The following is a 12,930-nucleotide window of genomic DNA, read 5'->3' on the forward strand; positions in this document are numbered from 1 at the left end:
CTCGATCTCGACCTCGATCTCGATCTTTACACATAACAATTAAATACCATATAACTATACAGGAAAGAAGGAAACACACAATGGAATGGATTACAGTACCGGAAAAAGGATTGACCCTCCGCGAAGTGCGGACGATGACGAACAGGAACGTGAACCTTTCTGACGACGTGGAGAAGGCGGTATCCGCCATTCTCGAGCAGGTGAAGGACGGCGGCGACGAAGCGGTCCGGGCGCTGACGAAGAAATTCGACGGCGTAGAACTTTCGGACTTCCGGGTCACCGAAGAAGAAATCGAAGAGGCCGTGAAAGAAGTGGGCCCCGAATTCCTGGCGGTCCTGAAGGAAGCGAAGGAAAACATCGAAGCCTTCCATAAAGAGCAGGTCCTGAAATCCTGGTCCAAGGAATTCCGGGAAGGCGTAGAACTGGGCGAACGGTTCCTCCCCATCCAGAGAGTGGGCGTCTACGTCCCCGGCGGCCGGGCTGCCTACCCATCCACGGTGCTCATGGACACGGTACCTGCCATGGTGGCAGGATGCCCGGAAGTGGCCATGACCACCCCTCCCGGCAAAGACGGGAAAGTGAACCCCAATATCCTCGCCGCTGCCTACGTGGCAGGGGTGAAGGAAATCTATAAAGTCGGCGGCGCCCAGGGCATTGCCATGCTGGCCTACGGCACGGAGTCCGTGGAACCGGTATTCAAGATCGTAGGACCCGGCAACGCCTTCGTGGCTATGGCAAAGCGGCTCGTCTTCGGCACCGTGGGCATCGATATGATTGCCGGCCCCTCCGAAGTGTGCTGCGTGGCTGACGGCAGCGCCAACCCCACCTGGATTGCCGCAGATCTCCTGTCCCAGGCAGAGCACGATCCAAGGGCCGCCGTATTCCTCATTACCCCGGATAAGGCATTCGGCCTGAAGGTGCAGGCAGAAATGGAACGGCAGATGAAGGAACTCTCCCGGTACGAAATCATGAAGAGCTCCGTAGATACCTACGCCAAGGCCTTCCTCTGCAAAGACGCCGCCCAGTGCTTTGATATCGTCAACAAAATCGCTCCGGAACACCTGGAAGTGGAACTGCCGGATCCGAAGCAGTACCTGCCCCTCATTTACAATGCCGGCGCCATTTTCCTCGGGAAATACACCTCCGAACCTATCGGCGACTACATGGCCGGCCCGAACCATACCCTCCCCACCTCCGGCACCGCTGCCTTTTCTTCGCCACTCGGTGTCTATGATTTCGTGAAACACAGCAGCGTGGAGTGTTATACTGAAGAGGCATTCAGAAAGATTTCAAAGAAAGTCCAGCTCTTCGCCAAAGCGGAAGGGCTCACGGCTCATGCCAATGCTATGGAGGTGCGCGATGAAGACTGAATGGCTTCGTAAGACGATTCGGGATTTCGAGCCTTATTTTGTGGCTCCCATTGCCGAAAAACATGTAATCAATGCCAATGAAAACTATTTCAATGTCCTGTCTATTCCGGCGGTGAAGAAAGAACTGCTGGAAGCACTGGATACATTCCAGCCCCAGATTTACCCGAAACCTATGGCCGACGGCCTCCGGGAAGCCCTGGCGGGCTACATGGGCGTGAAGCCGGAGAATATTATCTGCGGCAACGGCGGCGACGAAATGATTACCTATCTCCTGGGTACATTCCTGAACCCCGGGGACCAGCTCCTGGTCCACAGCCCCACCTTTGATATGTACGAACTGGGGGCAGAAACCCTGGGCGCCTCCACCATCAAAGTGAAGGACCTCGCCGGCTACCGGCGGGACAAGGAAGGGCTCCTGGCAGCGGTGAAGAAATACCAGCCCAAGATGACGGTGATCTGCAACCCAAATAACCCCACCGGCGACCTGCTCCCGGCGTCCTTCATCGAAGAAGTGCTGAAGGAGGCGGACAATATCGTCTTCGTGGACGAAGCGTACATGGAATTTGCCCAGAAGGAAAGCGTAGTTTCCCTTATCAATAAGTACCCGAACCTCGTGGTTCTCCGCACCCTGTCCAAGGCCTTTGCCTTTGCCGGCATGCGCTGCGGCTACCTGGTAGGGGACAAAGAAATGATCGAAGCCATCGCGAAAATCAAGGCCCCCTACAACCTGAACGCCTTCACCCAGCTCTTCGCGCCCATCGTGGTGCGCCACAAGGATGAACTGTTCAAGATCCGCGACGACATCGTAAAAGAACGGGCCCGCCTCTACGACGAACTCGTCAAGATTCCGGGACTTACCGTATACCCCTCCTGCACGAACTTCCTCCTGGTCCAGGTGGAACGGAAGCATGAGGAAATCTTCAAAGCCCTGAAGGCGAAGGACATCCTCGTGAAGATCTACCGGAACAGTGCGGAACTGCCGAATGCCTTCCGTATTTCCGTCACCACGAAGGACGTGGACGACACCCTGCTCTCCGTATTCCGGGAGGAACTCCAATGAGAACCGCCAGTATCCACAGGAAAACCGGGGAAACCGACATTTCCGTTACCCTCACCATCGACGGCCGTGGCGTCTTTGAAGGCACCACGGGCATCGGTTTCTTCGACCATATGATGAACCTCCTCGCCCGGCACAGCGGTATGGACATCCATCTCTCCTGCAAAGGGGACCTTTACGTGGACAACCATCACACCATCGAGGACCTGGGCATCACCCTGGGCGACGCCTTCCTGAAGGCCCTGGGGGACAAGAAGGGCATCCGGCGGTACGGCTGTTTCTTCTGCCCCATGGACGAGACCCTGTCCCGGATCGTGCTGGACCTCTCCGGCCGGCCCTACTTCGTCTATGACGTCCATATCCCGGTGGAACGGATCGGCGGCTTTGAAACAGAAATGACCCGGGAATTTTTCCTGGCCTTCGCTGTGCACGGCATGATGAATCTCCACATGGCCTGCCTGTACGGAGAAAATGGACACCACATCGTGGAGTCCCTCTTCAAGGGCATAGGCCACGCACTGAAAGAAGCGGTCACCGTGGAAGGGGACACCGTCCTCTCCACAAAGGGGGTGCTCTGATGAAAACAGCCATTATCGATTACGACGCAGGAAACCTGGCCAACGTGGTCCGGGCTGCCACAAGGGCAGGGCTGGACGTGGTGGTGACCAGGGATCCCAAAGAAATCCGGGATGCCGGTGCCCTCGTCCTTCCCGGGGTCGGCGCCATGAAAGACGCCATGGACCATCTGGATGGCTACGGCCTTACGGACCTGATCCGGGAAGAAGTGAAGAAGGGCAAGAAACTGGCCGGCATCTGCCTCGGCATGCAGGCTCTCTATGAAGAATCCGAAGAATACGGAAATATCAAAGCCCTGGGCCTCCTGCCGGGGCGCATCGTCCGTTTCCCTGAAGGGAAGCTGAAGGTGCCCCACATGGGGTGGAACGAGCTCGTCATCCACAGGCCCCACGAAGTGCTGGAAGGCCTGCCGCCCCATTCCTACGTGTATTTCGTCCATTCCTACTACAAAGTGCCCGGAGACACGGAAGACGTCATCGCCTCCGCGGACTACGGCGTCACCGTTCCGGCGGTGGTGGGGAAGGACAATGTGTTAGGGTTCCAGTTCCATCCCGAAAAATCCGGAAAAGTGGGCATGGCCATCTGGGACCGGTTAGCAAAGTGGTTGGTTAAATGAAAATATTTCCTGCAATTGATATAGAAGACGGACACTGCGTCCGCCTGAAACAGGGGAAAATCGAAGACCTCACGGTCTACGGCGACGACCCCGTGAAAATGGCCCTGAAATGGGAAAAGGAAGGGGCAAAGCAGCTCCACGTGGTGGACCTGGACGGCGCCTTCAAAGGAAATGGGGAGAACAAGGAAATCATCGGAAAAATGGCAAAGGCCATCTCCATCCCCATCGAAGTGGGCGGCGGCATCCGCACGGAACAGGCCATCAAAGAATACCTGGACATGGGGGTGTACCGGGTCATCATCGGCTCCAAAGCCGTGGCATCCCCCTACTTCGCCATCAAGGCGGCCAAGGATTATGGTCCTGACCACATCGCCGTATCCATCGACGCCAAAGGCGACGAGGTAGCCACCCACGGCTGGGTGGACGGCAGCAGCCGGAAAGTCATGACCTTCGCCGAGACCCTCCTCTCCCATGGGGTAAACACCATCATCTACACCGACATCAGCCGCGACGGCATGCTGGTGGGCCCAAACATGGACATGATGGCCAGACTCCAGGCCCTGAAAGGCATCCACCTCATCGCCTCCGGCGGCGTCTCGGGCGCCGAAGACCTCCGGAAACTGGCAGAAATGGGCGTCTACGGCGCCATCACCGGAAAAGCACTGTACGAAGGCAAAGTGAGTATGAAGGAGATCGTGGAGATAGGGGAATAGGAGAGACCGAGGCCGAGGCCGAGATCGAGGACATTCGCAACTACGTTGCCATTCCAATTGACACTATCCTTAACTCGTCATCTCGAGCGGTGTGGGCATGCTGATTGAATCTATCCTTCAGAATCGCTACAGCTACGATGAGTCGAGAGATCTCCCTGACAAATGACTATGACAGGGTTTTCAAAGACAGAGTTGAGATAAGAGAGTTAAGGTCCCGCGGCTACGCCGCAAATGCACCCCCTCAGTCTGCTTCGCAGACATCTCACCCTACGGGAAAGCGACTCACGATGATTTGAGCGTCGCTGGCGCTCCTCCAAATCATGTTCGCTGCCACCCCGGAGGGGGAGCCAAGAAACAAAACTCGCTTCCCCCTTGGGGGAAGTCCCGCGCAGCGGGAATGGGGGTGCATTTGCGGCGAAGCCGCTAATCAATCTTTCCTGATAGCCAGCCGCTAAAAGCTAGAAGCCCCCGCCCGTGCGCACGCTGCTCATTCATATACCCGCGGCGAAGCTGCTAAAGATCTAGATCTAGACCTAGACCTAGACCTAGATCTCCAGGGCCTCCGGTCCAGTCCCCCTCGACCTCGATCTCGACCTCGGTCTTTCACACATTGTACATATCACTGTCATCGCTGTAATTGGGTAAAACACCCCATAAGGAGCATCCTATGCTTGCAAAACGTATTATCCCCTGCCTCGATGTGAACCATGGCAGGGTGGTCAAAGGAAAACAGTTTCATCACCTGAAAGACGTGGATGACCCGGTGGCCCTGGGAAAATTCTATTCCGACAGCGGCGCCGACGAACTGGTCTTCTACGACATCACCGCCACCCATGAAGGCCGAGAGACCTTCGTGGACACGGTGAAAGCCATTGCCGAAGAACTGACCATTCCCTTCACCGTAGGCGGCGGCATCCGTAAAGCCGACGACTTCCGCACCATGCTTCTCGCCGGGGCGGACAAGGTCTCCGTGAACTCCGCCGCCGTCATGAACCCCGAAATTATCCGGGAAAGCGCGGAGCGCTTCGGCAACCAGTGCGTAGTACTCTCCATCGACGGCAAACGGAACGGCCACGGTGGCTGGGACGTATACTTGGAAGGGGGCCGGAAGAACACGGGCCTCTCCGTGGTGGACTGGGCCCGGAAGGGCATGGAACTGGGGGCCGGGGAAATCTGCATGAACTCCATCGACGCCGACGGTGAAAAAGACGGCTACGACCTGGAACTCATGCGCACCCTGTCCGAAGAACTGTCCATTCCCATCATCGCCTCCGGCGGCGCCGGGAAGATGGAAGACTTCCTGAAAGCCTTCGAAGCGGGCTCCGATGCAGCCCTGGCAGCGTCGGTGTTCCACTTCGGCGAAATTTCCATACCGGAACTGAAAAAATACCTGGCCGAAAACGGCGTACCCGTACGGCTCTGAGGAGGATTTTATGGAATCAGTAGATTTAAAAGACATACATTTTGATGAAAAAGGCCTCATTCCCGCCGTCGTACAGGACGCAAGGAGCGGGGAAGTACTCATGGTGGCCTACATGAATGAGGAATCCCTGAAAAAGACCGTGGACTCCGGAGAAACCTGGTTCTGGAGCCGGAGCCGCCAGAAACTGTGGCACAAGGGCGAAGAATCCGCCCATTTCCAGCACGTGCAGAGGATCTACGTGGACTGCGACGCCGACACCCTGGTGGTCCAGGTCATCCCCGACGGCCCCGCCTGCCATACGAATAATAGAAGCTGCTTCTACCGGAGTCTCACGGAGTGGGCGAACAAAGAGGACAAAGGAAACCTCGCCATCCTCCACGTGCTCTACGACGAAATCAAAGACCGCCGCATCCACCCCCAGGAAAAGTCCTATACCAACTACCTCCAGCAGAAGGGGAAGAACAAGATCGACAAGAAAATCGGCGAAGAAGCGTCGGAAGTCATCATCGCCGACCAGCACGAAGACAAGAAAGAAATCATCGACGAATCCTGCGACCTCCTGTACCACCTCTTCGTTCTCTGGGAAAACGCCGGCGTAGACCTCTACGACATCATGGCAAAAATGGAAGAACGGGACGAGAAAAAGGGAAACAAGAAAGAAGTGGGCCATAAGGATAAGATCTTTTGAGACCGAGGCCGAGATCGAGATCGCGGGCGGTTCGCCTGCGGCGAATAAGAAAGAGTTGAGATTTGAGAATTGAGGTCCCGCCTGCGGCGCTTCCATCGGTTCCCATTCGCGGCTCCCGCCGCAAAGGAGGCGGCGCACAACTTATGTAGCGCCGCCTTTTGTAATGCCATAAGCGGCTCCGCCGCCATACCATTTGACTCCAACCGTTTATCGTCATCTCGAGCGGTGGCAAGCGGAGTAGTGACACCACAGCTAAGAATAGCTACAGCTACGAAGAGTCGAGAGATCTCCCTGAAAAATGACTATGACGGGGGTTTCATAAAGAATTGAGATTTGAGTGAAGAGAATTGAGGTCCCGCCTGCGGCGCTTACGACCGATCCCATCCGCGGCTCTCGCCGCGAAGGTGGCGGCGCACAGTTCATATAGCGCCGCCTTATGATTGGACCCAACAGCGGTTCCACCACCATACCATCTGACTCCAACCGTTTATCGTCATCTCGAGCGATGTCATCATGCTAATTGAATCTATCCTTCAGAATCGCTACAGCTACGAAGAGTCGAGAGATCTCCCTGAAAAATGACTATGACGGGGCCTTCAAAAAGAATTGAGAATTGAGTGAAGAGAATTGAGGTCCCGCGGCAGAGCCGCAGATGGGATCCTAAAGACTCTGACCCCATAATGCGAAAATGGCACTACAGCAGGCTCTCTTCCCAGAAGAGAGCTGCCCACGGGGCTGAGAGATGGTAATGGGTTTACTGCACAAGGGACTTTAAACTGCCAGTGTGAAGAACCCATCAGAATCCCTCTGTCTGCTGACGCAGACATCCCCCTTTGAAAAAGGGGGACTGTTGTCAGCGGCTCCGCCGCAGATGGGACCCTAAAGACTCTACACCTAAAAATCGCAAATGACACAGACGTAGGCTCTCTTCCCAGAAGAGAGCTGCCCACGGGGCTGAGAGATGGTAATGGGTTTACTGCACAAGGGACTTTAAACTGCCAGTGAGAGAACCCATCAGAATCCCTCTGTCTGCTGACGCAGACATCCCCCTTTGAGAAAGGGGGACTGTTGACAGCGGCTCTGCCGCAGATGAAGTTCATAAGGCGCTACTTCCCAATCTGTGCGCCGCCACCACTGCGGCGAAGCCGCTGATCAGTTCTGGCCCACAGGGCCTGTTCACCTGGCCACCAGCTACCAGCCACTAGCTACGGATTCGCCCCAGGCGAATCCGCCCGCAGGTCCCTGTCCCCCTCGATCTCGGCCTCCATCTCGCCAATACAAAACGCTGTGATACGATTTCGTATCACAGCGTTTTGTATTGCTCACTATTTCCCTTCCCGTTTCATATGGTTCGAGTTATTTTCTTCATCCCACCAAACGACGCCTTTCGTAGAAGGAAGCACGTCCCGATGGAAGATGGGGATCCTGATGCCTTCCTTCAGCTGCCGTTCGTAGTCCAGGAGGCAGGCCCTTGCCTGGGGGAAGAGGAGGAGGATAGCCGTCACGTTGGTGAGGACCATGAAGGCCATGAAGAGGTCAGCCAGGTTCCATACCAGCGGCAGGTCCGCCATGGAGCCCCAGAAAATCATGATGGCAATGAATACGCGGAACAGGTTCAGCGGCCATTTCTTCTGGGTCAGGTGGCCGATGTTGATTTCCCCGTAATAGTAGTTCCCGATGAGGGAGGTGAAGGCGAAGAGGAAAATCAGGAAGGAAACAGCCTTCGGAGCCCAGTCGCCGAAGTACTGGGCCAGGTCCCACTGGATGAGTTCGATGCCCGTGAGGCCGGTGGAGGCGTAGTCTCCGGTGAGGAGGACGATGAATGCGGAAGCGGAGCAGATGAAGAGGGTATCCACATATACGCCGAATGCCTGGATCAGGCCCTGTACTACCGGATGGGTGGCATCAGCGGTGGCTGCAGCGTTCGGTACGGAACCTTCGCCGGCTTCGTTGGAGAAGAGGCCCCGTTTGAAGCCCGTCAGTACCGCAGCCCCCATGCCGCCGCCGAAGGCAGCTTTCCAGTCGAAGGCATCCCGGAGGATCACATAGATCACGTGGGGCATTTCCGTAATGTTATACAGCATAATGCCAATGGCCACCACGATGTAGAGACCTGCCATGATGGGCACCATCCATTCGGTGACCCGGGCGATACGGCCCATGCCGCCGCAGATGACCAGCATGGCCAGCACCGTCACCACGGCGCCTACGATCATGCGGTCAGCGCCGAGAGCATGGTTCAGGGCAAGGGCGATGGTGTTGGACTGGACGGAGTTGTAAATCATACCGTAGGTCACGGAAATGAGGATGGCGAAAATCGCAGCCCACAGCTTGTGGCCGAGACCGTAGCGCAGATAGTACGCCGGGCCGCCGCGGAAACCGTTTCCGTCGGTCCTTGGCACCTTGTAGATCTGGGCGAGGGTGGATTCCACGAAGCCCGTAGCAGAGCCGATGACCGCGATGAACCACATCCAGAAAATAGCGCCCGGCCCGCCGGTGACGATGGCAATGGCGATGCCGGCGATGTTGCCCACCCCTACGCGGGACGCCGTACTGACGCAGAAGGCCTGGAATGGGGAAACCTCATTCCCTTCGGTCTTCCGGCCCGCCGTATGGGCGATGAGGGAAAACATCCTGCCAAAGAACCGGACCTGCACACCCCGGGTGCGGACGGTGAAGTAAAAGCCGGCACCCACCAGGAGCACAATGATCACAGAGGACCACAGCACCCCGTTAATGGCGGACACCGCATTGTTCAGAGCTTCCATTTTTTCCTCCTTATAGGTTGGTAAAAGTAAACGTGTGTCTACTTATTATACCTTTTATTGGGGGATTATACAACAAATGAGGAGGGAGGGGTATGTGTCAAGGTTTTCTCGGTACTTTATTTGACAGTCGACGTTATCAGGTTTCCCAGCCTCTGCTTTCTCAATAAATCTGTATCGCTTTAGCAAGCTGGCCCATCGGAGTTGAAGTCGCTCCATATACGCCTATACGGCCTTCCAGGCACCCGGGACGGTAATTCCGTGCGTTCCTGTGCCATTTAGCGTCCCTGGCGGCTTTGCGGTTCGTTTTTACGGCTGCTACGACCGCCTTATGCATCTGCCGGTCCATCTTCTTGTAGGCTTTGCCTGCAGCACAGTAAATCAGGGCTTTTTCCAAAGTGTCATTCTGGGTAGCAGTAATCAGCGTGCCTATTGAATCCATACCTATCCTGCACCAGCTGCGCCCCTGCTTTTTCAGACGGTAGCTATAGCGTCGGTGGTTGCTTTCAGCTGCCCCCAGGTGGATATCGGTTCGGATTCCGCGCTCCCGGATGCCCGGGATATAGTCGGCGTTGCGACTCAGATAGTCTGCCAGTCTCCGTACCTGCTCGGCCTGTTCTTCTGTTTCTGCGTAGCTGGCAGCCGTATCCAGATATGGCTTCATATCTGTGATGACATTTCTGCTCTTATTCAGTTCAAGCACGAATTTATCGATGAATCCACGTGGGCAGAAGCTGAGGCGGGTCCGCACTTTCTCATTCACATGGTATCTGTCCCGGAAATGGTAATGTGTCTTGCATCCCTCGACTATATCGTCGAAGTCACCGAAATTATATCCTGCTCCGCCATCCCCGTTGGAAAGTACTGTAATCTCGCTCAGATTGTACCGGCCATGCACCCACACCTTGACGAGTTCAACCAGCCTTTTCCTATCCGTTCCAGAGAAGCAGTGGTACCCTGTCAGTCTCGAACGTTTCCCATTCTTCTCGACGCCCTCATAGACCTGGATTCGGTGAAGTTCTATGTTCTGGCCGCCTTTGGTATCGGTGTCCGGGTCCGCCTGCTGCTTCATTACAATCCCATCGCCCTCAATAGCCAGCAGCCCGTTCTCCGGTACTCTCTTCTCGGCCTGCTCCATAGCTGCATCTGCTGCTTCGTATTTTCTGACCATTTGGGCGGCAGCGCGGCTGAGATTTGAAACTGTCTGATGTGAAATATCCGTCTGGGTCAGAATTTTCACGATATGGCTCACATTACGGAACTGGGTAACCTGGGTAGCCTGCGCAATGCGCAGAATCACTCCCATGCTATAGTGACGGGAAGGCAGAAATCCAAATTTCTTATCTAACGGGTAAAATCCCTGCTTTCCGGCCATCTCCAGCCGCCTCCGCTTGTAGGTGACAGGACCAAACAGGCAGTATATGGTTCTGGAATCCCGCCGGGAAATCCGCCACCCCTGAGGCTTGTAGACCCTATCGTACAGCTCGCCATCGATCATTTCGAAGGCCGTCGCCACAAGAAGGCCAAAGAGTTCCGTGAAGAGGTGCCAGAGAACCTGCTCCATGGCCAGTGAATCCTTGGAATCCTTGATACTCTTGAGAATTTCCTCCTGAATAAAAGGTTTGAAAAGTTCGATATTCTCTGATAAAATGCTCATTGGGAAGAGTCCTTTCTTTTGATTTTGTCGCAAGGAAATTATAACATTTCCATCAAAGGGGACTCTTCCCTTTTCTATCCAGCAGGGGAGAAATCCTCTACCGAGAAACATTTTACACTAAGGAGGGAGGGGGGAGCAGCTGGTGTCTAGTATCTGGTATCTGGTATCTGGTATCTGGTATCTAGTATCTAGTGTCTAGTGTCTAGTGTCTAGGTGATCAGCGGCTTCGCCGCGATTCTCCTAGCCACTAGCCACTTATGTGCAGTATCTGGTAGCTGGTAGCTAGTGTCTAATTTCATAAATAATAGATTGTATTGCCGGACACAGCAAATAATGGTATACTTATTCCAGATAAATGCAAATTGCAGGGGGGATAACGTTATGCCAAAAGTTGCTAAGCAAATACGCTGCTCCGAAAGCGAACGCATAGAACTGCATAAAATCGTAAACTCTCAAAAAACAGAGCATCGCATTGTAAGACGTGCAAAAATGGTTCTTCTATGTCTTGATGGAATGCAAATCAAGGATATCGCGGCTAAGTTGGGGGAACGCCCCAATACCGTTAGCCTTTGGCGGAATCGTTTCGCTGAACAGGGCATCCCTGGACTACAGGATAAGAAAAGGCGGGGCCGTACTGCTCAATATGGACCGGAATTCCGCGAAATGGTGTTAAATAAGCTGAAGGAAGCGCCTCCAGACGGGCTAGCACACTGGGATGGTCCTACACTGGCAAGAGTTCTGAATGTCTCAAAGGCTGCCATTTGGCGACTTATGAGAAAGGAAGGAATACAGCTGGCAAGGCAGCGTTCCTGGTGTGTCAGTACTGATCCGGAGTTTACTAAAAAGTCTGCTGATATCGTGGGACTTTACTTGAACCCGCCAGAGAATGCTGTCGTAATCAGCGTTGATGAGAAACCATCGATACAGGCCTTAAGTAGAGCCCAAGGATATGTACTTACTCATAACAAGAAAATTGTGCGCGGGTTGAAAAGCACATATCGGAGGAATGGAACAATAAATTTATTCGGTGCACTGGAGGTAGCTACCGGACAAATTTATGGAAAGACAACAAAGAGAAAAACCAGAGAGGACTTTGAAGAATTTTTAGATGACTTATTGAAAAGTGAGCCGGGTGGAGACAAAGTGCAATATCATATTATTGTCGATAATTACTGCACGCACAAGCGCTTAAACGACTGGCTGGAAAAGCATCCTAATGTCCATTTTCATTACACACCAACGTCAGCAAGCTGGCTGAATGAAGTGGAAATATGGTTTAACATTATGTCGCGAAAAGTGCTCCGAGGGGCAAGTTTTGACTCTGTTTCGGATCTTGTGTCAGCGATTAAAAAGTTTATTGCTGCCTACAATGAGCATGCAGAACCGTTCCGCTGGAAAAAACGTGAGGTCAAGGGTTCGCAACTTAGGGATACAATCGGAAACTTACGAAATTAGACACTAGTATCTAGGTGATCAGCGGCTTTGCCGCGATTCTCCTAGCCACTAGCCACTAGCCACTAGCTACTAGCTACTAGTTATCCTCATCACCATCCCTCATTCACTCTAATCAGCCCCATCAACATTCTCGCCACATTCTTTTCCATTTCCATAATCGGCGTGATTTCCTCTTCTGTGAGATAACCAAGATCTACACAGGTAATCAATTGTGCTTCCAATTCGTAAGTGGAACCACGAGCGATGTACAGGTAGTGAATTCTGTCTTTTATAGATTTTCTCCCATAGCCTTCAGCTATATTAAAAGTAATGGATGTGACAGCACGACGCATTTGGGAAGCTAAGGCAAACATTTCACTTTTGGGAAGCTTAGCGATTACCTGGTCATAGGTCATTACGTTTAATTTACGGGAAAGCTGGAATACCTGCAAATCACGATAGCTGCTCATGAGGGAGGACCTCCTTATGGGAATAGGGGGGAAAAAACGTTTTACATACTGTATTTACAATATCATATGTAGGTGGCAAGTAGCTAGTATCTGGTATCTAGTGTCTAGGTGAGCAGCGGCTTTGCCGCTAATGACCTAGCCACTAGCCACTAGCCACTAGC

11 protein-coding genes are annotated in these 12,930 nt (G+C 53.8%); 8 read left to right on the forward strand and 3 right to left on the reverse strand.

Annotated features, from left to right (window positions below; all coding sequences use genetic code 11):
- Positions 1-80 precede the first annotated feature (80 nt).
- The 7 genes from hisD (at position 81) to hisIE (ending at position 6,443) form a co-directional block, all read left to right on the forward strand.
- Positions 81-1,370 carry a histidinol dehydrogenase gene (hisD, locus tag ACFWUL_RS03300; RefSeq protein ID WP_416177793.1) on the forward strand — a complete coding sequence of 430 codons (1,290 nt, stop codon included), beginning with the start codon at positions 81-83 and terminating at the stop codon, positions 1,368-1,370.
- Complete coding sequence (hisC, locus tag ACFWUL_RS03305; protein ID WP_416177794.1) at positions 1,360-2,430, forward strand: histidinol-phosphate transaminase; 1,071 nt, start codon at positions 1,360-1,362, stop codon at positions 2,428-2,430. The genes hisD and hisC overlap by 11 nt, the downstream gene beginning before the upstream one ends.
- Positions 2,427-3,005, forward strand: coding sequence for an imidazoleglycerol-phosphate dehydratase HisB (gene hisB / locus ACFWUL_RS03310; protein WP_416177795.1), 579 nt, complete (start codon positions 2,427-2,429; stop codon positions 3,003-3,005). Before hisC ends, hisB begins: the two co-directional genes overlap by 4 nt.
- A complete protein-coding gene (hisH, locus tag ACFWUL_RS03315; protein WP_297021077.1) occupies positions 3,005-3,619 on the forward strand; it encodes an imidazole glycerol phosphate synthase subunit HisH in 615 nt (204 codons plus the stop codon). Before hisB ends, hisH begins: the two co-directional genes overlap by 1 nt.
- On the forward strand, positions 3,616-4,332 hold the full coding sequence (hisA, locus tag ACFWUL_RS03320) for a 1-(5-phosphoribosyl)-5-[(5-phosphoribosylamino)methylideneamino]imidazole-4-carboxamide isomerase (protein WP_416177796.1): 717 nt from the start codon (positions 3,616-3,618) through the stop codon (positions 4,330-4,332). The genes hisH and hisA overlap by 4 nt, the downstream gene beginning before the upstream one ends.
- A gap of 667 nt (positions 4,333-4,999) precedes the next feature.
- A complete protein-coding gene (gene hisF / locus ACFWUL_RS03325; RefSeq protein ID WP_416177797.1) occupies positions 5,000-5,755 on the forward strand; it encodes an imidazole glycerol phosphate synthase subunit HisF in 756 nt (251 codons plus the stop codon).
- Positions 5,756-5,765: 10 nt separating this feature from the next.
- Positions 5,766-6,443, forward strand: coding sequence for a bifunctional phosphoribosyl-AMP cyclohydrolase/phosphoribosyl-ATP diphosphatase HisIE (gene hisIE / locus ACFWUL_RS03330; RefSeq protein WP_416177798.1), 678 nt, complete (start codon positions 5,766-5,768; stop codon positions 6,441-6,443).
- A 1,325-nt stretch (positions 6,444-7,768) separates the two neighbouring features.
- Here hisIE and ACFWUL_RS03335 read toward each other — a convergent pair.
- Both ACFWUL_RS03335 and ACFWUL_RS03340 read right to left on the reverse strand, forming a co-directional pair.
- On the reverse strand, positions 7,769-9,211 hold the full coding sequence (locus ACFWUL_RS03335; RefSeq protein WP_297019325.1) for an alanine/glycine:cation symporter family protein: 1,443 nt from the start codon (positions 9,209-9,211) through the stop codon (positions 7,769-7,771).
- 160 nt (positions 9,212-9,371) lie between these two features.
- Positions 9,372-10,865, reverse strand: a complete 1,494-nt coding sequence (locus ACFWUL_RS03340; protein ID WP_416177276.1) for an ISLre2 family transposase — start codon at positions 10,863-10,865, stop codon at positions 9,372-9,374.
- A gap of 381 nt (positions 10,866-11,246) precedes the next feature.
- Here ACFWUL_RS03340 and ACFWUL_RS03345 point away from each other — a divergent pair, with 381 nt between their 5' ends.
- Positions 11,247-12,320, forward strand: a complete 1,074-nt coding sequence (locus tag ACFWUL_RS03345) for an IS630 family transposase (RefSeq protein ID WP_416176725.1) — start codon at positions 11,247-11,249, stop codon at positions 12,318-12,320.
- Positions 12,321-12,409: 89 nt separating this feature from the next.
- On the opposite strand, the gene ACFWUL_RS03350 is transcribed toward ACFWUL_RS03345, so the two are convergent.
- The gene (locus ACFWUL_RS03350; RefSeq protein ID WP_416177799.1) at positions 12,410-12,769 is read right to left on the reverse strand and encodes a four helix bundle protein; all 360 of its coding nucleotides are present in this window, start codon (positions 12,767-12,769) and stop codon (positions 12,410-12,412) included.
- Positions 12,770-12,930 lie beyond the last annotated feature (161 nt).

The sequence above is a fragment of the Dialister sp. genome, assembly GCF_047832375.1.
In the GTDB taxonomy this organism is placed as follows: Bacteria; Bacillota; Negativicutes; order Veillonellales; family Dialisteraceae; genus Dialister.